The sequence below is a fragment of the Neptuniibacter sp. QD48_55 genome, from assembly GCF_047778115.1.
Taxonomy (GTDB): domain Bacteria; phylum Pseudomonadota; class Gammaproteobacteria; order Pseudomonadales; family Balneatricaceae; genus Neptuniibacter.
Genome location: NZ_CP180555.1, coordinates 1,982,204 through 2,004,341 on the forward strand (window position 1 = coordinate 1,982,204; position 22,138 = coordinate 2,004,341).

Sequence of the window (22,138 nt, forward strand, 5' to 3'; positions counted from 1 at the left end):
TAAAACTGCTATTAGTGCATTTAGATGACAAATTCAGAATTTAGCGTGGCTTTACGCTCTTCATTCTTTGCTTCTTACCACTCGGTTTACCCCCTACACGCTTCTTAGCTGGCTTAGCAAAGGACATACCTGCTTTTGAATCTTGTCGTCTACTACTCGCATTCTTGTGCTTACTCGCCGCTTTTGATTTCACCGCAGGCTTTTTAGTAGCACCTCTGCGATTGGAGTTAGCGCTCTTCTCTTCCTCAGGGATCAAACATGAGTCGCGCTCACCAATTAGATCACTGTGCCCCATTTTCGGCAGCACCTGACGTAATAGTGGCCAGTTCTCAGGATCATGGTATCGAAGCAATGCTTTCTGAACTTTACGCTGTTCAGTGTTCTTAGGTGTGTAGAGCTTTTCACTCTTGTAGGTCACTTTTTTAAGTGGGTTTTTATCCGAATGATACATCGCCGTCGCCAAGGACATTGGTGATGGATAGAAGGTTTGTACCTGATCTACTTTGAACTCATTCTTCTTCAACCAACGAGCAAGGTTAACCATATCCTCATCTTCGCAGCCCGGATGAGCCGCTATGAAATAAGGAATTAAGTATTGCTTTTTACCCGCCTCACGGGAGAAACGATCAAACATCTTTTTGAATGCATCGTAAGTTCCCATGCCTGGCTTCATCATTTTAGATAGTGTGCCATCCTCACTGTGCTCAGGCGCAATCTTGAGGTAACCACCTACGTGATAAGTCACAAGCTCTTTTACGTACTCTGGGTCTTCTACGGCTAGGTCATAACGCAAACCAGAAGAGATCGAAACGGTATGTACACCCTCTACCTTACGCGCCTTACGATATAACTCAGTCGTAGGGCTATGATCGGTATTCAGGTTCTTACAGATGGTTGGATAGACGCACGAAAGCTTACGACAAGAAGCCTGAATATCTGGATCGTTACAATTCAGGTGGTACATGTTTGATGTTGGGCCACCTAAATCAGAGATAGCACCAGTGAAACCCGGTACTTTCTCTTTGATATCCTCGATCTCATTGATAACCGATTCATGGGAGCGGCTCTGAATGATACGGCCTTCGTGCTCAGTGATAGAACAGAAGGTACAGCCACCAAAACAACCGCGCATGATATTGATCGAAAACTTGATCATATCGAATGCAGGAATTTTTTGGTTCCCATAACGAGGGTGCGGAATTCGCTGATAAGGCAAGCCAAACACCTTATCCATTTCTGCCGTTTCTAAAGGGATTGGCGGCGGGTTAACCCATAACTCTCGATGACCATGCTTTTGCACCAAAGCACGCGCATTGTGCGGATTCGCTTCTTGGTGCAAAACGCGCGATGCATGAGCATACAAAGCCGGATCTTTAGAGACTTTTTCAAAAGAAGGTAAGCGAATATAAGTTTCGTCAGGTAGCTTCTCTTTACCTTTTAGTGGCGCAGGAATAACACGCAGAGGTTGAGGCTCATCGCCCTTAGACGCGTCTTTTTTATCGCAGGTCGCCGCATCTGTATATTCATAAGGATTTGGTAGCTGATCGATGTAACCCGGCCAATCAATACGGGTTGAATCAACCTCAATATAATCGGCAGGTAACGCTGTTTTTAGGATCGCCGTCCCTCGGAGATCTTGAATTTCTTCAATGGTCTCGCCATTAGCTAAACGGTGCGTAAGCTCAACAATAGCTCTCTCCGCATTACCGTAAAGCAAGATATCGGCTGTCGCATCGAGTAAAACCGAACGACGAACTTTATCGCTCCAGTAATCATATTGAGCAATTCGACGAAGACTTGCCTCAATACCGCCAAGCACTACAGGCGTCTCACGATAAGCCTCTTTGCAACGCTGGCTATACACAATAACCGCACGATCCGGCCTTTTACCGCCCATACCACCAGCCGTATAAGCATCGTCATGACGCGTACGTTTATCGGCGGTATAGCGGTTGATCAAAGAGTCCATGTTACCAGCCGTGATACCAAAATATAGATTGGGTTGGCCTAACTCTTTAAAGGCATCCGCACTAGTCCAATCAGGCTGACTGATGATACCTACCCTAAAACCTTGTGCTTCAAGCACACGCCCCATCACTGCCATGCCAAAACTAGGATGATCTACATATGCATCGCCGGTGACGATAATGACATCACAGCTATCCCAGCCTAATGCATCCATCTCTTCTCTTGAAGTTGGAAGAAAAGGCGCTGGCGCATAACATTCAGCCCAATATTTAGGGTATGAAAACAAGTCAGGAGCAGAACGAGGCATAAAACGAGGCTACTTGAATATGAAATTAGAGTCTATTTTCCCAGAAAGGTAGGTATACGCCCAGTGAAAAATTCTTAATATGGAAAATATTCAATGATAGGAAGGCTATAGCTAAAGACTACAGCCTTGTACAGATCAAACAGAATAGTTTATTTACGTGCTAGTTTAGCAGCCTTTTTCTGTAAGGCTTTCTCTAACTCTTCGGCATAAGTAACTATGCCATCTTGGCTTTCAAACGGACAAATAACTACTGCGAAACCATCTTCTTCTAAACCTGGTGTCCAACGCTCATGCCAAACAGAGAGACTAATCGCTTCCGGTTTACACTCGCTCCACTCTTCAGTTGCCCAAGCTTGTGCTAGCTCTTCTGACGGCCAAACCGGCACACAGTCTTCATCGTCTGTGTTTAACATCACGCAACCGTATTCATCTGTCAAAATCCAAATCTGCTCATTAGTTACAGATTCCGCTATAAAGAAGCTATAAAGCTGCTCTTCGTTATATTGTTGCAATTGTTCTAACGATGGAGAATGTGAATCGTTTGACATACAAGCCTCAATTACGCGTGTTTCAGACACACTTACAAAATAATGGGCCCATTATACCTCACAGTCTCTCTAATAATCCTAAGATATTTAAGGCTCACTAGATAAAACCGAATCATCTCACAAACAAAAGTTTTCCATCACTCGATATCAATCTGCCAACTCTTTTTGAATATGGATGATATCGTCTAAGTGTTGTTGAAATACCAGAATCAACTTAGGATCAAATGCTTTACCAGATTCTTTTACTATGTAATCTGCTGCTTCCTTATACGACCAAGCCTGCTTATATGGCCTCTCACTTACCAAAGCATCAAAAACGTCAGCAATAGAAGTAATGCGCCCTTCAATCGGGATTGATTCGCCGCTCAGGCCGTGCAAATAGCCATTTCCGTCCCACCTTTCATGATGTGTAGCTGCAATACTACGTGCTAATTGTATGACTAGAGCATCATTTCCAGATAATAGGTTATAGCCATGTTCAGTGTGTTGCTTCATGATCCTCATCTCTTCTTCATCCAGAGGACCTTGTTTTAATAGGATTCTATCTGGCACGCCTACCTTACCTATGTCATGCAGTGGAGCGGCTTTTTCAAGCAAATAAGCAAGGTCAGCTGGCAGCCCTGCACCCAAAGCAAGGACCTGGCTAATTTTTCCCACCCTTAGAACATGCTTGGCTGTTTCCGTGTCTTTATACTCACCAATCATCCCTAGTAATTGGATGACATTTTCTACCGTCTTGTCTAACTCTTGCGTCCTATCTTGAACCAGTGACTCTAATTTAGTTTTTTCAGATGAAAGTACCTTATGTGCATTTGCGATTTTTAAGGTGTTATTTACTCTTAGACAGATTTCAGCTTGATCAAACGGCTTATTCATAAAATCATTTGCACCATTCGATAAACTTTTATTACGAAGATCAGCTCCGGTAGAACCCGTGAGTATAATGACAGGGAGTTGATCCATCTCCCAGCGCTGACGAATTTGATACAACACCTCAAAGCCGTTTAATCCTGGCATTTCGAGATCTAACAAAATTAGATCGAAATCTTGCTGTTCAAGTTGAGGTAAGACTTTTCTAGGGTCGGTTAAGGAAGTAATGGATGTATTACGGACTTCAGTTTCGATTAACTTGCTTAGTATCAAAACGTTTGTAAGAGAGTCATCACAAATCAATATGTTATGATGATTAACATAGCTGTTCATGCGTTTAGTCCCTTAATGCACATTACAAATTTCCATATACCCAGAGTACTGCGCTGATTGGCCGTGTATTAGTGGAAAACTTATAAATTGGTTTCAAACGGTTACAAACTCAGTCTAGCTTTCAACTTTTGTTTAGCAAAAAATAACAAGTTAACAATAAGGTCATAACCACACAAAATGAATGGAATTCAATTTATTGAATTTATGTGTAGCTACGTTCACTGATAAATACACTAAAAACAGTGCCTTGAGATGCACAACCTAGAGGCCGGCAATAAATTATGGCCCGGTTAGCATGCCTAAATTTCAATTAGAACCCAGATCTTTGAATCTGAAAAACTTGCGGACGTTATGAAGGTTCGCACCTTGATCAACAGATAAACTTCATCTGATCAAGTTTGAGCTGCTAAGCAGCTCTCAAAATGCTAGTATCCGCGAATTGATTACCCAGTGCCGTAATTATCCATCAAATATCATTACGAGCTACCTGTAGAGCAGGAATGTAGTACGGTTCTCCCCTATCTCCTAAGGCCTCGCAACGTTCAGTGTGACGCCCATAGCTCCAATCAAACACTATGACTGCGTGTTAAAAGTCTTCTGTATGGATCGACCTGAACGTTTTCGCGCAAATAATGCTTTTCCTTAAGAGATAAATAATGAGCTTTAATGAACTTGGCTTATCGAGCCCTATTCTTGATGCAATTAATGCAAAAGGGTATTCAACTCCTTCCCCTATTCAGGAGCAGGCAATCCCTGCAGTCATAGAAGGTCACGACCTTATGGCTGCCGCACAAACAGGTACGGGCAAAACCGCAGGCTTTACTCTCCCGATTTTAGAGAGATTAAGCCACGGTACTCCTGCTAAGCGCGGGCATGTTAGGGCGTTAATTCTTACCCCAACCAGAGAACTTGCAGCTCAAGTAAACGATAGTGTTGAGAGCTACTCAAAGAATTTAGCCATACGTTCAACCGTAGTTTTTGGCGGCGTCAAAATTAATCCACAAATGGCCAAGTTAAGAGGCGGTGTTGATGTTTTAGTAGCGACGCCCGGTCGATTAATTGATCTGCATAATCAAGGTGCTGTTAAATTTGCTCAACTAGAAGTTCTTGTCCTAGATGAAGCTGATCGCATGTTGGATATGGGCTTTATTCATGACATTAAGAAAATCCTGAAGTTTTTGCCTTCACAACGCCAAAACCTTCTATTTTCAGCGACATTTTCACCGCAAATTAGAAAATTAGCCCAAGGCTTTGTCTCTAATCCTGTAGAGATTTCGGTCACCCCGGCCAATTCCACAGCATCAACGGTTAAACAGTGGATCTGCCCAGTTGATAAAAAGCAGAAATCGCAAATTCTGAGCCAATTAATCAAAGACAATGATTGGCATCAAGTGCTTGTATTCTCCAGAACGAAGCACGGTGCTAACCGCTTAGTTCGTCAGCTAGAAACTGCCAAAATCAGTGCTGCTGCCATTCATGGTAATAAAAGCCAAGGCGCTCGAACCAAGGCCTTAGCTGAGTTCAAGAGTGGTTCTGTAAGAGCTCTAGTTGCAACGGATATCGCAGCCCGCGGAATTGATATTGACCAATTACCACAAGTAGTAAACTTTGATCTACCTAATGTGCCTGAAGATTATGTTCATCGTATTGGCCGTACAGGCCGAGCAGGCTCAACAGGCCAAGCCGTTTCATTGGTAAGTGCTGATGAATTTGATCAGTTACACGCGATAGAGCGTTTAATCGGTAAAGTATTAGACAGAGAGATCATCGAAGGTTTCGAACCGGTACACGCTCTACCAACCTCAGATTTAAGCAAAAAACCGGCTCGCAAGAAGTCAAATAACAGTAACAAACCCAAGCAGGCTAAAGGCCATCGTGACGGCCAACGTTCAGGGGAGAATTCCCGCGGGCACAAACCTCAGGGTAAAAACCAATCACACAAAACAAGTGAAGGTTCGAATAAGCATAAAAGAAATAGTTCGAAACCTAAAGGACAGAAGCCAAATTCGCAGTCTGAAGGTAACAACAAGAAACTCAGACCTAAACGCCCAGCATCAAACCCTTGGGGCAACCGAACTTAAAAAAGCAATCAGGCCAGTTAATACTGGCCTGATTGCTTTTGATGGTTCATTTTAGTAGATCAATTTATAACGGCTCTTTGAAATACTGTGCGATCCATTGATAGATTGTCTGTTTGGTGACTTTTTCAAACGCTAAACTTTCAAAGTCACCTTCAGGATCTGAGTCCATACCTGCAAATTTGTAACTTACAATGTCAGGTTGTTGATCATGCAATATAACAATGATTCGCTTACGCGTTCTTAAACAATCAATCGTCATCACATCCGCAGGTATACCCTGCTTTCGCATATTCTGGCTTACACCAATGAGTGGGTCTATATCCGCAAAATCACGCTGAATCGCGGTATGCGCATCTGAAGCTAGCTCCCAGATCGTCTCTAATTGTTTACTTAATGAACCCATTACTTACTCAATCAATTTCTGCGGAAGAATTAGCTGATGAAAACTCTATGAACTTATCAGCAGGCAGTGGTTTGGATAGTAGATAACCTTGGAAGCAGTCACAACCCAATTCAACTAGGGTCTCTTTCTCTTCTAGGGTTTCAACCCCTTCAGCAATGACCAATAACCCTAAACGATCTGCTGTCGCCATAATAACTTCAACAATAGCTGCTTCTTCAGATTTAGAGCGAAGACCGGTTACAAAAGAGCGATCTATTTTAAGAATATCCAACGGCAAATTCCGAAGGTATTTAAGCGAAGAGTACCCCGTACCAAAATCATCAATCGCAAAACAAACCCCTTTACCTTTAAGGAGTTTCATCTTGTGGCTTGCTACTTCAAAGTTATTAAGCAGCATATTTTCGGTAATCTCTAATTCAACAGCATCGCCTGGAAGATCAAATTCAGCCATTAAGCTGATCACCTGATCGACAAAATCCACCTGCATAAATTGCATAGGACTAATATTGATTGCAAGACGCTGAAAGCTCTCAGGTAAACCATCGGCACGCCATTTCGCCAAATGCTTCAGACCTTCTCTTAAAACCCAATTGCCAATCTCAACAATCTGGCCACTCTCTTCAGCAACCTGAATAAACCCACCCGGGAAAATTAGCCCTTTTTCCGGGTGCTGCCAACGAATAAGCGCTTCAGCCCCTATTATTTGACCATCCTTACAAATCTGAGGTTGGAACCATAAAACAAATTGATTGGATTTAAGCGCCTGATGAAGCCCTTTCTCCACTTCTAGTCGTTCCTGCGCTGTAGATTGCATCTCAGGATCATAGAACTGGAAACCATTTCGCCCCATCGCCTTAACACGATATAAGGCTGTATCTGCCTGACGAATAATATCCTGAGCTGAAGCATCAGATGCAGGGAAAACAGCGATACCTAGGCTAGCAGTACAGTAGAGCGTATGCCCCTCGATACTGAACGGCTCTGACATAACTTTTAAGACTTCTTGAGCTACATGGGCAGATACATCAGCACAGACATCTGAAGAGCTACCCGTTTCGGGTAAGAGAATGACAAACTCATCACCGCCAAATCGCGCGCAAGTCGACTCAATTGGTAGAACATGGGTTAAACGTTGCGCGATGTTATTCAGCAATTCATCACCAACACCATGTCCTAGGGAATCATTAATCGTTTTAAATCTATCTAAGTCTAAAAATAGTACAGCGCCAAAACTATGATTAGCCTGATGCAATTCAAGCGATGCTGTCAGCCTGTCTAAATATAAGCGACGGTTAGGCAACCCGGTCAAGGTATCGTAAAAGGCTAACTCATGGATCTGTTTTTCTGCTTGCTTGCGCACCGAGATATCTCGAGCAACAATAAGCAGGTACTCATCCGACTGAAGGGATAACTTAATGGCTCTCGCTTCTACCGGAAAGACCTTACCATTGGCGTTAATCTGGAGATCTTCAAAGGTAGTGACTTGAGTATCACTAATACCTTCACAAAGCTGCAGGTATTCATCAAATGAGTAGTTTTTGCTGTATTCAGCAAGTTTAGTATCACGGAGCTGCTGTTTAGATAGCCCTAAGGTGCTCGCCCCTTGATTGTTGACACGAAAAATAGTGCTGTCCAGTTCACACAAGAACATAGCGTCCCCGGCGTTATCCATTATTGAGCGAGAGAAATGTTCACTTTCAGATAACTCAGCCACCATCTTCGTTAATTTGTCAGTAGCTGCCTCACGATCTTTCCAAAGCCCAGAAAAACTCCGAACCAAGTCACCTAGTTCATCCTCTGCCGTGTATGGCAAAGCCGAACTTTTACCTTCCGAACGTAGTTCATTCACCCATTTTGCTGTTTGCACTATAGGTCGGGAAAGATACCGATAAATCAACAGCAAAATAATCGCTGCTAAAGCAACGCTATGCATCAAACCCAAAAGTAAACTATTGATTGCGCGCTGACTGAAACTATTAGCTACATGGATTGTATCTAACTCAACTATCAACCGAGCTCTTTCGTTGCCTGAATTAACAGAAGCCAACTCCAATTCCATCTCTATATAGCGATTCAGGTCGAATAACTGTTGGGCAGGCAACGATAGAAAGCTAGAACTCAAGGTCTGATCACGTCTATGTTCAGCTAAAGTTTCACTGAAGTCATCGATCAACTGCGCATGGTAAATTGTGGGATAAGAGATCAGTGAAGATGTGACCTCATTCGCCTGAAATGCATTCAAATTATAAACAGCTTGAGTCGCTGTATCACGATACAGGCTAATGATGCGTTCAATGTCCTCAGTGGTATTTTTTCTCACCTGCTGGAGATCTAAATAGATCTGCAATCCGGTAGAGAACACACCCAACAGCAACGCAATAATCAAAATAAAACGTGCTTGTTTGAGAGCAATTTTACGTCGTAAGTTTAGACCCATAAAATGATGTTTTGCCATTAAAGATAGCGATCGTAAATAGCCTGATATTGTCCGTTGCTTTTGATTAAACGTAGACCTTCATTAAATTTTTCTAGAAGAACTTCCGCTTTCGGATACGCTTTACTCAAACACAAATGATACTGCGTACTGTGCATCCCTTTCAGGCGCTTAATCTTAATTTCATCCTGCAAACCTAGTTTTCGTGCACGGTAATTTGTTACTAACCCCGCATTATAGAAAACATCTACATTACGGTAGATTAACGAGCGGATGCCACTATCTACATCAGGTACTACAGAGTGGGCTATACCCGCTTGCTGTAACTCCTTCTGTATTCCCCAACCATCTACTACAGATACAGAAACCTCTCTAAGATCCTCAAAATTGACGATATCATCATCAGATCGATCTAGACGCATCACTGCAGATTGATTTGCTTCGCTCAAAACATCGCTAAACAGAATAAATTGATCTCGGCCTGCCCGTTTAGAGCAAGTGACGGTCCCAGCCATTCGACCATGACGGATACTTTTCAATATCCTCTTCCAAGGGGCCGTTTGTATATCCGCATTAATACCTACCGCAGCGAAAGCCGCCTGCGTAACTTCCACATCAATGCCACTGATAGCCCCCTTATCATCGATCAAGCTATAGGGAGGATAATCAACCGTATAGAGCTGAACCGTTTGGTTGGCTATGCCAACCTGCGGTAAAAGCAACGCCGCTACAAAAATAGCCAAACGGTTAAATAACTTCACTGTCACAACCTCCATATATTGAACAACCCTGTAACAGAATGAGTTAATTTAAACATATCTTGATCAAAATAGGAGCGACATTAAACAAACTCATCTACAGGTCTAAAACAAATCAAATCAAATCAAATCAAATCAAATCAAATCAAATCAACAACAGTAAAGCTTTAACAAAAGCACTTTGCTATAACTAAATCATTCAATCTAACTAGCGGAAAGTTGATGAGCGGCAAACTCTACTATCTTATGGGAGCCTCAGGCTCGGGAAAGGACACCCTACTCCAAGGCTGCAGGCAGCGCTTAGAGCATAGCCATCAAGCATTTATCGCCCACCGATATATCACCCGTGCTGCCGATGCTGGCGGCGAAAATCATATTCATCTGACAGAATCAGAGTTCCAGTTGCGTGTTGATACCGCTATGTTTGCAATGCATTGGGCATCTCATGGTCACTTATATGGAATAGGTAAAGAGGTCGAGATCTGGGTTAAAGCCGGGCTTAACGTCATTATTAATGGCTCCCGTGAATACCTGCCGATCGCCATGAAACAATACGATTTTCTAATTCCAGTGATGATCAATATTCAAACCGAGCTGCTGAGAGATAGGTTACATAATCGCGGCAGGGAAACGGATCGAGAGATAGAGAAACGTTTAAAGCGCCATGCTGACTTTTTGGACCACATGCCAGCGAACACGCTTTATATAGACAACAGCGGTTCTAAAGAAGAAGGGATCGATGCCCTGATGGATATCATCACCGAGCACCGATTTATTCGTTAATCGCTACGATCTAGCTTCTGATGCGGTAGCCACTTCGAAATATACAAGCGATGATCGCCATGCAGCTCATCATAAACAGTATGGTCATTCCCAAACTTAGGCCAACATTCACATCAGCCACACCATAGAACGCCCAACGGAAACCACTCACCAAATAAACAACAGGGTTAAATAATGAGATGGTCTGCCAAGGTTCAGGCAACATATTGATCGAGTAAAACGCTCCGCCTAAGAAAGTAAGAGGTGTAATTACCATCAATGGAATGATCTGTAGTTTTTGGAAATCATCCGCCCAGATACCAATAACAAAGCCAAATAAGCTAAAGGTAATAGCAGTAATAACAAGGAAACAAAGCATCCATAGTGGGTGCAAGATAGTGTAATCGACAAACAAGCTCGCCGTAGCCAGTATCAATAGCCCCAACATGACCGATTTGGTTGCTGCCGCGCCAACATAGCCCACCACGATCTCAAAAGGTGAAACCGGTGCCGACAACACTTCGTAAATCGTCCCAGAAAACTTTGGAAAAAAGATACCAAACGAAGCATTAGAAATACTCTCACTCAACAGAGACAGCATTAACAGCCCCGGAATAATGAACGCCGCATAGCTAATACCATCAATCTCCCCCATTCTTGATCCAATGGCAGTACCAAAGACAATAAAATAGAGCGATGTTGAAAGCACAGGGGAAGCAATACTCTGCATCAACGTTCGAAAGGTGCGTGCCATTTCGAACTTATAGATCGCTCGAATACCGTAAAAATTCATCACTTACTCCTGCACCAGTTCTACAAAGATATCTTCAAGCGAGCTTTCCGAAGAGTTCAAATCTTTAATCCCAACGCCAAGATCGTTTAATTTCGCTAACAATTCAGCAACCTGTTCACTTTCACTGGCATCGTAAACATACTGAAGATATTCCCCCGCTTGCTCTAAAGTCAGATTAAAACGTTCTAACTCTGAAGGCACTTGCTCCATCGGCTGTTGAAGGTGAATGTGCAGCGACTTTTTACCCAACTTAGACATTAAGGTCGCCTTCTCTTCGATCAGGATGATTTCCCCTTTACGAATAACACCGATACGATCAGCCATCTCTTCGGCTTCTTCAATGTAGTGCGTAGTCAAAATGATCGTCACGCCGTTATCACGCAACTCTCTAACCATCTCCCACATATCACGACGGAGTTCGACATCAACACCCGCAGTAGGTTCATCCAAAAAAAGGATCTCCGGCTCATGAGATAGGGCTTTGGCAATCATCACCCTACGTTTCATACCACCCGACAGTTCCAGCATCTTAGAATTACGCTTATCCCAGAGAGAAAGCTGCTTAAGAATTTTCTCTATATAAGCCTTATCAGGAGCCTTACCAAATAAACCACGGCTAAAGTTAACCGTTGCCCAGACCGTCTCAAAAGCATCAGTAGTCAGTTCTTGCGGCACTAATCCGATTTTGCTTCGCGCTAGACGGTAATCTTTGGCGATATCATGGTTACCCGCTAAAACCGTACCAGAGGTTCCACGACTAATACCGCAAATAATACTGATCAGCGTTGTTTTGCCCGCTCCGTTAGGCCCTAACAACGCAAAGATTTCACCTTTGTTGATATCAAGATTCACCGAACGTAGAGCGGTAAACCCAGAATCGTAAGTTTTATTTAAATCCTGCACCTGAATAATCGGCTGCATTAATCGCTAACTCCTGAAGTGGAACCTGTATATGAAAACGCTTTGACAATAGTAGAGAAATATCTATCCCTCAGGTAGATATCGCAAAGTAAACACTCTGTTATCAAGATCATAACAATAGCTACTTGACGCAGTTATTGGCTAACTTAATCAGAATAAATTGCTGTATTAAATTCACCTAAGCAAAATCTACTTAAGCGGTTCTACTTAGATAATGTCGAGATCAGTCATGTATACTTGATCGCTCTTTCACTTAGACTTCACATTTGTATGTTGTTTGAACTCCTTATTCTCTTTGTAGCTGGTTTTTTTGGCGGTGTATTAAATGCAATCGCTGGTGGCGGCAGCTTTATTACCTTTCCGGCATTGATGTTTGTGGGTGTACCGCCGATTAGCGCGAATGCGACCAATACATTCTCTGCCTGTGCTGGTTATATGAGCGGTACCTATGCGCTGCGAAAAGATATCAGGCAAGATCGAAAGAACCTCATAAAATTAATCTTGATTAGTTTTATCGGTGGTATCGCAGGTGCCGTGCTACTGCTAAGAACACCTGAAGAAGTTTTTCTTGAAGCTGTGCCTTGGTTACTGCTGTTTGCCACGGTTTTATTTATCTTTGGCGGACGACTTAACAGCGCATTAAAAAACCTTTCGGGCACCCATAAGCATGCATCAGCAGTAGGAGGTTTTCTTCTGATCTTACTGCTGTTTGGCGTTTGCCTCTATGGAGGTTTCTTCAATGCCGGTTTAGGCATTATCACGCTGAGCTACTTAGCTTTGGCGGGTTATACCAATATCAACACCATGAACGGTATCAAATTATTGGTATCTTCATGCGTATCGCTGATCGCAATTGTGCTGTTTATTATTGATGGAGTGATTGACTGGTACTCCGGTACGATCGTGCTGATAGGTACACTTGCAGGCGGTTATTATGCTGCGCACTACTCACGTCAGTTACCACAGCAGTGGGTGCGTAATTTTGTAATTTTCGCCAGCTGTGGCATCACTGCTTACTTCTTCTACGATGTTTACGGTTAAGCCCTGATAACAGCTATTCAAAACGCCATTCAGTCGATAAACCTGGGATATTAGTATTAAACGCTTCTGGCGGTAATCTGGACTGTAGCTTTTCTACAAAGACTTTCCAAACTTCAGCAACAGCGACACTATTCTCTAGCCGTTCCTGTAAAGCGAATGTATCGCCTACTTGCAATTCACCCTCCTCTAACACACGGTAGTACCAACCACTAATCGCCTGCGACATCAGCAATGGCGCTATATGACCATTGCCGTATTTATGATTCACTTTCCAACAAGGCCTGCGGGGTTGGGATACCTGCACTAAAGCACCACCCACTTTCACAATATCACCAATATGAACCTGAGTATCATCCACTGATTCGCTGGAAAGGTTTTCACCTATCGATCCAGAGATAAAACTATCTTCAAGGTGCGGTAAGGCTTGGCGAAGAATTGCGTAATTTTCTGAGGGGAATTGATACAGCGCTTTTTCAGGACCACCATGCACACGCTTATCTACTTGAACATCACCTTCAAGCCCTGTTTTGGTTAGTAAACAAGTATCAACGGGCTCTTTGAAGATACCGCTTAGCGCATCATCTGGGCCAATTGGTTTTGGCTGCCCTATATATAAACCCTTGATGGTACCTTGGTAAGTAGACATGCCTCGCCTCCATAAACGGTGTTGAAACGCAGTCACTTAAACATATACGACCACAACCAAATTGATCAAATATCAATCAGATTTAAATTCCTTCGATACTGCGAAGGTGTGCCATCCCGCCACCGCGCCCAAACACGCCTTAAGCTTCTTTCAGACTGAAAACCACAACGCTCAGCAATAACATCTATAGGCAGTTTGGTTTGTTCTAATAACTGACGCCCTAGCTCTATGCGCGCCTGCTGCAGATACTCTTGCAGATTGAACCCCGTTGCTTGCAGAAACAAACGCCTAAGATGACGTTCACTCAAGTGAACTCGCTCTGCCAACAGCGCAACATCCCAATCAAAACCCGGCTGTTCCATTATCAGATCCTGAACTTTGTGAACGCGAGACTGAGTGTGGTTTCGATGGTTTAACCAAAAACTCAGCTGCGCTTCCTGGCCAGATCGCCGCATATAGATCACCATCTCACGGGCAATTTGTACTGCACGATCCTGCCCCCAATGGTTATCAACTAACTGTAAGCAAAGATCCAACCCTGTGGTGATACCGGCGCTCGTCCATATATTGCCATCAGTAACGAAAATACAATCTTCCTGTACTAAAGCGTCTGGTGCGATCTGACAAAGTGAGGCGGTAAGGTCATGGTGTGTCGTGCATCGCTTGCCATCTAATACACCTGCCTTGGCTGCTAGAAGCGAACCTGAACAGATCCCTGCTAACAAGCCAAACTGAGATTTCACCGAATTGAGCCATTGAATCGCAGTTTGGTAATCAGCCTCATGGAGATGTTTATTTAACTGACTTGTACCGATCAACAACAACCAATCGTCTGCATCTAACCTCTCAGGTAAGGGTTCTAGATTCGCTAGATGTAAGCCTTGCTTGGACTGTAGCTCAGGCTGAGGAGAGATATAGTGCAACTCTATACTCTCCTCTAAAGAAGGATGCGCAAATATCTGAGCAGGCGCTGCCAGATCCAATAAATGGACACGTGGCAACACCAACAAATAAACACGCCTTTTTTTATTCATAGTCTCCAACCATGCGTACATTTGCGAAGCGATCTTGCAAAACCATCGAAGTATGTTGCTTTAACGCTTCTTCACTCACAGTCTCACCGGTAAATGGATTATTCATAGTAAAGGTATGAGTAGCATCGACTACAAAATCAACCTCATAACCCAAATCACTGCCTACTCTTGTTGTGGTTTCACAGCACTGTTCCGTTCTTAAGCCACTCACCAATAGTTTGGTAATCGATTGCCCTTTTAACCACTCGTGCAAACCACTGTCGAGCAGCGCATTATGAACGCACTTGTTAAACACTTTATCTTCATCCTGTTTATGCAGAAAGTCCATCAAACGGACAAAACCGGACTCTACAGAGAATACACCTTCATCTTCATTATGAAGGATAAACACAATTGAGCCACCTTGAGCTCTTACCGCATCAATTAGCCGATTTTGTCTCGCTTCATATTCAGAAAAACCCTCATCATACCAATAATCGCGGTGTTTAAAGGATTCCTGTACATCAACTACTAATAACGCTGTGTTTTTCATAGCTTAAGCTCCCAAGTATTTAATATTTGTGAGCTAAGTGTGATCTATAATCAAAATCGACATAAGAAAGGTAGCGGCCTAAATTAGGACACTTTCGGCCAAACCAAAAAGGCTGCACTTAAGTGCAGCCTTTTTAGATCAGAATTAGTTAAATAACTTAAGGGCAGGTATAGCCGCCATCGATCACCAGATCAGACCCGGTCATAAAAGAAGCCTCGTCAGAAGCTAAGAAAACCGTGCCGTAAGCGATCTCTTTGGGTTTACCAAAGCGCTTCATAGGCACCATATTGACTAGAGGCTCCCACGCTTCTTTCGGAACAGAACTTTCAAACAGATTAGTATCAAACATCCCAGGGCAGATTGAATTGATACGAATATTATCACCGACAAACTCAAGCGCCGCGGATTTAGTCATCAAGCGCACAGCACCTTTAGTGCTTTGGTAAGCTGTAGAGGTCCCTGCGCCTGAAATACCATAAATGGATGCAAAATTAATAATAGACCCGCCACCATTCCGTCGCATTGCAGGAATCGCAGACTTCATGCCCAACAAACAACCCAACTGATTCACACCCACAATTTGATCAAACTTCTCCACGGTATGGTCCAATAATCCTGCGTGATAGTAGATACCCGCATTGTTGACCAATACATCCAACTTACCGAAGGCTGCTTCGGTTGCGTTAACTGCAGCAATCCATTGAGGCTCTTCAGTAACGTCCAAAGCCACCACATCTGCTTTACCACCAGCCGCCCGAATATCCTCTGCAACCTTAACAGCATTATCCCAAAGCCCCGTTGGTTTCTGCCCTTCTGCAATAATGGGATCCTCTGGTAAGTTTGCCAGCATTACACTCGCACCCTCTTCAGCCATCATGCGTGCTTGCGCACTACCTAGTCCGCCACCAGCACCTGTAATCAGTACCACTTTACCTTCTAAACGCCCAGCCATATTCAATCCTCCAAACAGCATTAATAAGTTAGCTAGGAGTATGTTTGAACGGCTCTCAATCGCCGAGGTAGATAAATACCAAACAATGATCAATATCGAGCGTTTATAAACGCCAGCTCAATAAACCCTCATAAATTTAGATAAAATTTTAATAAACTTATTCTTTTAAAATCATATAGGTAGCGTAATCTTGAAAAAGGAATAGCAGTAACCGAAATTAACACGATGCAATTGAACCTTATCAATCCCAAATTATCGATTCTCACCGGCCTAAGCCTACTATTGGCTGTACTCATTAGCCCACAAGTCAGTGCTAAAACCTTTTTCATGGATGAAGAGGATGAGCTTCCTTCTGGTTATTACAACAATGAAGATCTTCGTAGCGAGAAGATCAAATCACCTAAAGCTAAGAAGAAAAACTACAGCAGAAAACACAAAAAAATCGCTGATTATTTGAATAGCGATAAAGAGCCTTTAGCATCTGATACGAAGTGGACGTCCAAGAAAGTGCTACAAATCGGAGTGATTAAACAATATCGAACTGAGGAATATGCAAAATATGCCTGCAGGGTGATCGATGCGTTTGATATGGAAAGTGAAGGTGTGAAAGTGCGGATCATCTTTCTGCCCAACCTAGTGGCTTATAACCGATTAGAACTCTTGGCAGAACATAAATGCGTTTGAATCGCACTTGAGAACCTATTTACTTCACTGCTAAAAATGAGCAAAGAAAATAACAACGTTTGTTATGTTTAAACATTAACTTTGTATTTAAGATCGTTTACCTCATCACCCGTCATACCTCTAAACCCCCACTGGTAAGGTTGCTGCTCTTTGATGATGATTTCGATATCGACGGGCAGTATCCCAAGTTTCTCTTCAATATTTTGGAACAAGGTTTTAATCAATGCTTTCTGTGTATCAACTTTGCGCCCAGCCATCATATTAATCTCGATAACTGTATAGGCATCACTGCGACCACCGGGATAGTAAAAATCTTCTTTTTCCATAGGAATAAACCGATGTGCGCGTTTATCCTCAGGAAAACCCAATACCTGCTGCATACACTGATGAATAACATCCGACAGTTCTGCTTTGATAGGGTTTAGCTGCTGCTTAATTCCGTAGATAACGATCATCTTATGATTCCCTAAATAACAAAAACTTTAATTATCAAAGAAAGAGGTTCTTTTTATTACATCTTGGGCTTTTAATCGAACCTTTTAGCAAAAATTCTCTCTGATATAACCCAGATCAGTCAATATTCTTGAGATCTGGCCGTTATAGATAAAACCCCGCATGAAGTTAAAGCGAAAGGATTTATGAAGATCACATCGGATCAGTTGCCACTGCAACAGGGACTTAGTTCAACTCTCAAACCTCAGCAGGTTGAACCTTCTCAAGAACTGAAAAGCCAGCTCAAACAGATTAATTCTGTAGAGGTGCAGATAGAACAACTGCGCCAGCAAGATCCGAGTGAGTTTACTCGATTTACTGCATTTGAAGGAAAACATCAGGTTGTGATTCTTCCTGAATCGGAAAAAACCAATCAGATGCATACCGTCTTGGGCAAGCTATCCCAAGAGCAAGGTCAAAACTTAGTTGATCTTGGTATTTTAGAAGATGAGGAGTTTTTAACGCTTGCACAACAGTTGAGTGAGACCGAGCTAAAACAGTTTGCTAACGCAGCACTGGCATTACAAACACCGCCCGATTTCAATTCGTTTGCTCTCAATTATTCCTCCGGAAAACAAAATGCAAAAGACTTCATACAAACACTATCCTCTTTGGATAGTGATACGCGTAGCCAAGTGTTGGCAAAAGCGGATGAATTGAGCAGTAAAGTCTCTTTAGCAAATGATGATTCGGTTTACGATTCCGGCGGTTTGCTCAATCCAAGCTCCCCTGCCGCTAACGATATTCATAACTTCGTTACTGCTATCAACAATATCGATTCAGAGCGATTATCAGAAGACACTAACCGTATTTTAGATAACCTCGAAGGCACAGATGAACTGCAACAATCTAATCTATTGCAGCTATTTGGCGGGGACCTAGAACTGAGTTTCCGCTTGTTAGATTCTGTAGAAGGTTTTAAGCCTAAAACTCAAGACGCGGTAGTCACCTACCTAGCTGAGCTTTCCAAAACAGCCACACAGCCAGATTCGCCAGAACCTATCATCAACACCTCACAACCCGGAGAGTGGCACGGCGCTGTTTTGAATCATGCTGATGATACCCGTTCAGTTGTTTACGGAATGATAGAAACCTTTGTTTCTCTAACTGAAGATTACACGTTTAGTGATGATCAGTTAAAAGAGATGGCCACTGATCTTAGCCATCTTGATAGCACCCATCAGCGAGCTTATTTAGAGATCACCTCTACCGGGTTAAATACTCTGGTAGGTGATGACTCTGAACATGATCTATCCAACAATGACGCAGCGCTTTCAACACTCGATACCCTTAGATCGGATCACAATACTCGAATGCTTGTCGCTGAATCTTATATGGGTGAGAAGAGGATCTCTGATGGCCGAGCATTCTATGAAATTAAAGATCGTGATACAGCCATTCAGGATCAACGCCAAACCATCGAACTCTTAGTCACTCACGCTTTGCTAAATCAAGATGAGCCCGCCCAGACTAAACAGTTAGCCAATAACTTAAGCCAGTTAGAAGCTGGGCAGCGAGACGATCTGATTAAACAGACCAACCACGCAGGACCAGCAACCTCGCGTTTGGCAGAGCATGATCTAGCGCTATTAGAAGCTGATTTTGAGCAGTTCTTAAATCGCACTAATGCGATTATTGAAAGCAAAGCTGTAAAAGACTTAGTCGATTTTGAATCAGCACTACCCGAACCGGTAAAAGACGATTTCTGGCAAGCAGCTAGTTTTGTTGAAGATCAAGTAGATCAGCTAGTAGAAACACTAACCCCATTTACAGATAACACCAAAGCGTTCATTTTAGAGAGCATCAACTCGCTAAAAGAAGCTACAGATGAGCAAGAACTAGATATTGATATAGCCAAAGAACAAGCGAAATCGCTTTTAGATTCCATGGGCGAGCTTGTAACAGAATAACGACAGATAATAACCACCACTAACTTACAAAAATCATAGTGGTGGTTTTATTATCAATTAAGCGACATTCTTAACTTTCAGTTTACGACCGCGCTTTTCTAATACAAGCGGTACACACTGCTTATCATCATCGTAAATTACGACACAATCTAAACACTGGAAACACTCGTTGTAATCAATCACACCGCTGCGTGGAATCGCTTGGTATTCACATTTCTGAGTGCACAACCGGCAAGGCGAGCCACACTCTTCTCGACGTGGCAGCCATTTATAGATCCGCAGTTTACCCAGAACAGCCATGCTCGCACCCAATGGGCAGATATAACGGCAGTAACCTTTGTAAACAAACAGGCTTAATGCCAATAGCACAACAGCCCACAACACAAATGGCCAAGAGCGATCAAAGATCAGAGTAATACTGGTTTTAAATGGCTCGATCTCTACTACGGAACCTGTCAGCGGAACGGACACAACGGCAACCACTAAGATGAACAGCAGAACCAGATATTTAAGCCCTTTTAGTCTCGCATCGGTTTTCTCAGAGATCTTAATCTGAGGGATTTTTAGGAAGGCTAACACCTTACCGATAAGCTCCTGCAGCGCGCCAAATGGACATAACCAACCACAGAATGTGCCGCGCCCCCAAACAAAGAAGGTAATGCCCACGTAAGCCCAGATAATCACCGTCATAGGATCGTACAGGAAGAACTCTAAACTACGCCCTGCTAGCCACGCTTGTAGCACACCAGTAATGTTTACAATCGACAACTGACCTTGTGCGTACCAACCGATAAACACCAAAGTATAGACTAGGTATAGCGGTCTGAACCAACGCAGATGCTGCTGACCTTTAGTTAGAAGCTGGTATCGTACCACCACAATCGTCAGGACAAATAAGCCAGCAAGGAGGATGGCAATATCTGTAGTGCGTCCTGACCAAAGGCTGTGCCAGGTCTTGTTATCCGTTTCTGCAGCGATGTAATACTCGTCATCAAGCTCGGTTTTGAAATCCAAAGTTTTACTAACTGTTTCTGGATACAACCAACCCTTTTCACGGCTAATATGCAGCTGAAATTCATAAGGGAATGCTGGATCTAAACCTGCCTGTCCGATTACATGAAATGCCTTCCATTCATGTTCAGATAAAGCTTCAGGCAGTTTAATCTTGTAGTCCAGCTCATACAGATCGAGCAGATCACTTAAATCGAAATCGCGCATTTCAACCGGCAAACCGGCTTGCTGCAGACTAATTCGCTCCGGCACTTTACCGCGAACAAAGTCCTCACCCACAAATGAGTAGCGACCGCCACCGACGACTAAGAGAAGCTGGTCATTCTCTGCCGTACTCTCTTTTAGATATTCCCAAGCTTCCGGTAGTAATAGGTTTCGCCCCACTGATGGCACGCTTAGGTTTGCTACATAGAGCTCAATATAGGTTTCTTCTGGCGCCTCTAGGCCTTCTTCGTCCAGCCCTTCACCAATCGTATCTTTAAACTGTTGCTCTACCTGATCATTGGTAAAACGGAATTTTTGAATGAGACCTGCATCGATGAGCTGCTCCCAACTCATAGGCTCAAAAAGCTCTTTATCTAAGCGCGCGATCAGATCGGGATCTCGCCCTTTAGCAAACCCGAGCTTTTCACGGGCTACGGTTAATGATGCTGATAATAAAGTCTGGTTTAAAATTCGAACCGATGCCGTCGCCTTAGTCACGCCGTCGATATAAGCATTGGCTTTATTCTCACGCTGAGCGACCGTCGGGCTGGCATCGATCTTGATGTTCTGCATCAACGATATGCCAGAGTACTGTTTAGCAAAATCAAAAAGAGGCTTCTCCCCCAAACCTTCAAGAAATACAGGTTCGTGATGAGATAGAACTTTTACGCTGATAAATGATCCCTGCGGGTCCATTGCCACTAATAGGTTATAAGGCACCCCCGCAAAGCCCGGTACGGCAACCATATCAATCGTTTCATAGGCATAGCCCACCAGCGGCGTATCGGTAGATATCTGCTGGTATAACGGCCATACCGCTAGGGATTCATCTTTATCACCGACGATGTAGGGAGAAGGAAAGGCTTTAACGATGTCGGCTTTAGTTAATACGCCAGCATGCACACTGGAACAAAGACTCATGACTAACGTGCATACAAACAGCACGGTCAATAAGAAAACATAGCTAAGACTACGATTATAGAACTGATACATGGCTACTTATTCTTGTTATTTTATAACATGCTAACTGCATATTCTCGTTGCAATAATTGCATTTAAGACTTAAACACTGGGGTCTTAAGTACAGTACATCAGCACAAAAACCGGTGCTAAGGTAACACCGGTTGCAATAACTACAGCTTGTTTAAGACTTTGCAGTTGCTGGGCTTATCTGCGCTTCAACTTCCGTAATAATGGATGCTGGGAAACCACTACGCTGTGAATGCTCTTCGATTAATTCAGCGTCAGCACAGTTATAAACGCAGAAGGTTTTATCGCCAGCGACGTAACTGTAATCCCAAGCGATATCTTTATGTTCGCTCTGCATCTCAGCGAGTACCGCGTTAGATTTTGCTGCAGCAGCTTTTAATGCATCCGCATCGGCAGAACCGATCTCTGGGATGTCACGTTCAATGATGAACTTAGGCATGGTTTGTTGCTCCAATTATTGTTTT

20 protein-coding genes are annotated in these 22,138 nt (G+C 43.2%); 5 read left to right on the forward strand and 15 right to left on the reverse strand.

Annotated elements, in window-relative coordinates; all coding sequences use genetic code 11:
• Window positions 1–40: 40 nt before the first annotated feature.
• The 3 genes from ACMXYW_RS09095 to ACMXYW_RS09105 all read right to left on the reverse strand — a co-directional run bounded on the left by ACMXYW_RS09095 (window position 41) and on the right by ACMXYW_RS09105 (window position 4,026).
• Window positions 41–2,275: a YgiQ family radical SAM protein gene (locus ACMXYW_RS09095; protein ID WP_415903793.1), complete on the reverse strand. Its 2,235-nt coding sequence runs from the start codon at window positions 2,273–2,275 to the stop codon at window positions 41–43.
• Between the two features lie 149 nt (window positions 2,276–2,424).
• On the reverse strand, window positions 2,425–2,823 hold the full coding sequence (locus ACMXYW_RS09100; protein WP_415903795.1) for a DUF2750 domain-containing protein: 399 nt from the start codon (window positions 2,821–2,823) through the stop codon (window positions 2,425–2,427).
• Between the two features lie 147 nt (window positions 2,824–2,970).
• Window positions 2,971–4,026 (reverse strand): HD domain-containing phosphohydrolase, encoded by a 1,056-nt coding sequence (locus ACMXYW_RS09105; RefSeq protein ID WP_415903796.1) that lies wholly within the window; start codon window positions 4,024–4,026, stop codon window positions 2,971–2,973.
• A gap of 656 nt (window positions 4,027–4,682) precedes the next feature.
• Here ACMXYW_RS09105 and ACMXYW_RS09110 point away from each other — a divergent pair.
• Complete coding sequence (locus ACMXYW_RS09110; RefSeq protein WP_415903797.1) at window positions 4,683–6,107, forward strand: DEAD/DEAH box helicase; 1,425 nt, start codon at window positions 4,683–4,685, stop codon at window positions 6,105–6,107.
• Window positions 6,108–6,171: 64 nt separating this feature from the next.
• On the opposite strand, the gene ACMXYW_RS09115 is transcribed toward ACMXYW_RS09110, so the two are convergent.
• Genes ACMXYW_RS09115 through ACMXYW_RS09125 form a run of 3 tightly spaced genes read right to left on the reverse strand, consistent with a single transcriptional unit; the run spans window position 6,172 to window position 9,705 of the window.
• Complete coding sequence (locus ACMXYW_RS09115; protein WP_415903798.1) at window positions 6,172–6,510, reverse strand: hypothetical protein; 339 nt, start codon at window positions 6,508–6,510, stop codon at window positions 6,172–6,174.
• A gap of 7 nt (window positions 6,511–6,517) precedes the next feature.
• Window positions 6,518–8,947 carry a putative bifunctional diguanylate cyclase/phosphodiesterase gene (locus ACMXYW_RS09120; protein WP_415903800.1) on the reverse strand — a complete coding sequence of 810 codons (2,430 nt, stop codon included), beginning with the start codon at window positions 8,945–8,947 and terminating at the stop codon, window positions 6,518–6,520.
• Window positions 8,948–8,964: 17 nt separating this feature from the next.
• A complete protein-coding gene (locus ACMXYW_RS09125; RefSeq protein ID WP_415903801.1) occupies window positions 8,965–9,705 on the reverse strand; it encodes a transporter substrate-binding domain-containing protein in 741 nt (246 codons plus the stop codon).
• Window positions 9,706–9,924: 219 nt separating this feature from the next.
• Between ACMXYW_RS09125 and phnN the strand changes: the two genes are divergently transcribed.
• Entirely contained in the window at window positions 9,925–10,485 is a 561-nt protein-coding gene (phnN, locus tag ACMXYW_RS09130) for a phosphonate metabolism protein/1,5-bisphosphokinase (PRPP-forming) PhnN (protein ID WP_415903802.1), read from the forward strand.
• A 10-nt stretch (window positions 10,486–10,495) separates the two neighbouring features.
• Here phnN and ACMXYW_RS09135 read toward each other — a convergent pair whose 3' ends face one another.
• Both ACMXYW_RS09135 and ACMXYW_RS09140 read right to left on the reverse strand, forming a co-directional pair.
• The gene (locus tag ACMXYW_RS09135) at window positions 10,496–11,257 is read right to left on the reverse strand and encodes an ABC transporter permease (RefSeq protein WP_415903803.1); all 762 of its coding nucleotides are present in this window, start codon (window positions 11,255–11,257) and stop codon (window positions 10,496–10,498) included.
• A 3-nt stretch (window positions 11,258–11,260) separates the two neighbouring features.
• Complete coding sequence (locus tag ACMXYW_RS09140; protein ID WP_415903804.1) at window positions 11,261–12,178, reverse strand: ABC transporter ATP-binding protein; 918 nt, start codon at window positions 12,176–12,178, stop codon at window positions 11,261–11,263.
• A gap of 270 nt (window positions 12,179–12,448) precedes the next feature.
• Here ACMXYW_RS09140 and ACMXYW_RS09145 point away from each other — a divergent pair, with 270 nt between their 5' ends.
• Complete coding sequence (locus tag ACMXYW_RS09145; protein ID WP_415903805.1) at window positions 12,449–13,219, forward strand: sulfite exporter TauE/SafE family protein; 771 nt, start codon at window positions 12,449–12,451, stop codon at window positions 13,217–13,219.
• A gap of 13 nt (window positions 13,220–13,232) precedes the next feature.
• On the opposite strand, the gene ACMXYW_RS09150 is transcribed toward ACMXYW_RS09145, so the two are convergent.
• From ACMXYW_RS09150 to ACMXYW_RS09165, 4 genes are all read right to left on the reverse strand, one after another.
• Window positions 13,233–13,865: an MOSC domain-containing protein gene (locus ACMXYW_RS09150; protein WP_415903806.1), complete on the reverse strand. Its 633-nt coding sequence runs from the start codon at window positions 13,863–13,865 to the stop codon at window positions 13,233–13,235.
• Window positions 13,866–13,930: 65 nt separating this feature from the next.
• A complete protein-coding gene (locus ACMXYW_RS09155) occupies window positions 13,931–14,899 on the reverse strand; it encodes a GlxA family transcriptional regulator (RefSeq protein ID WP_415903807.1) in 969 nt (322 codons plus the stop codon).
• Entirely contained in the window at window positions 14,892–15,431 is a 540-nt protein-coding gene (locus ACMXYW_RS09160; RefSeq protein ID WP_415903808.1) for an isochorismatase family protein, read from the reverse strand. The genes ACMXYW_RS09155 and ACMXYW_RS09160 overlap by 8 nt, the downstream gene beginning before the upstream one ends.
• Window positions 15,432–15,588: 157 nt before the next feature.
• Window positions 15,589–16,383 (reverse strand): SDR family NAD(P)-dependent oxidoreductase, encoded by a 795-nt coding sequence (locus ACMXYW_RS09165; RefSeq protein ID WP_415903809.1) that lies wholly within the window; start codon window positions 16,381–16,383, stop codon window positions 15,589–15,591.
• 225 nt (window positions 16,384–16,608) lie between these two features.
• Between ACMXYW_RS09165 and ACMXYW_RS09170 the strand changes: the two genes are divergently transcribed.
• Entirely contained in the window at window positions 16,609–17,067 is a 459-nt protein-coding gene (locus ACMXYW_RS09170; RefSeq protein WP_415903810.1) for a hypothetical protein, read from the forward strand.
• Between the two features lie 68 nt (window positions 17,068–17,135).
• Here the strand turns inward: ACMXYW_RS09170 and ACMXYW_RS09175 are convergent, their stop codons facing one another.
• Window positions 17,136–17,522, reverse strand: a complete 387-nt coding sequence (locus ACMXYW_RS09175) for a tautomerase family protein (protein WP_415903811.1) — start codon at window positions 17,520–17,522, stop codon at window positions 17,136–17,138.
• Between the two features lie 183 nt (window positions 17,523–17,705).
• Here ACMXYW_RS09175 and ACMXYW_RS09180 point away from each other — a divergent pair, with 183 nt between their 5' ends.
• On the forward strand, window positions 17,706–19,469 hold the full coding sequence (locus ACMXYW_RS09180) for a hypothetical protein (RefSeq protein WP_415903812.1): 1,764 nt from the start codon (window positions 17,706–17,708) through the stop codon (window positions 19,467–19,469).
• Window positions 19,470–19,526: 57 nt separating this feature from the next.
• Here ACMXYW_RS09180 and ACMXYW_RS09185 read toward each other — a convergent pair whose 3' ends face one another.
• Together ACMXYW_RS09185 and ACMXYW_RS09190 are read right to left on the reverse strand one after the other, a co-directional pair.
• Complete coding sequence (locus ACMXYW_RS09185; protein ID WP_415903813.1) at window positions 19,527–21,605, reverse strand: 4Fe-4S binding protein; 2,079 nt, start codon at window positions 21,603–21,605, stop codon at window positions 19,527–19,529.
• 223 nt (window positions 21,606–21,828) lie between these two features.
• Window positions 21,829–22,113 carry a nickel-binding protein gene (locus ACMXYW_RS09190; RefSeq protein WP_415903814.1) on the reverse strand — a complete coding sequence of 95 codons (285 nt, stop codon included), beginning with the start codon at window positions 22,111–22,113 and terminating at the stop codon, window positions 21,829–21,831.
• Between the last annotated feature and the right edge of the window lie 25 nt (window positions 22,114–22,138).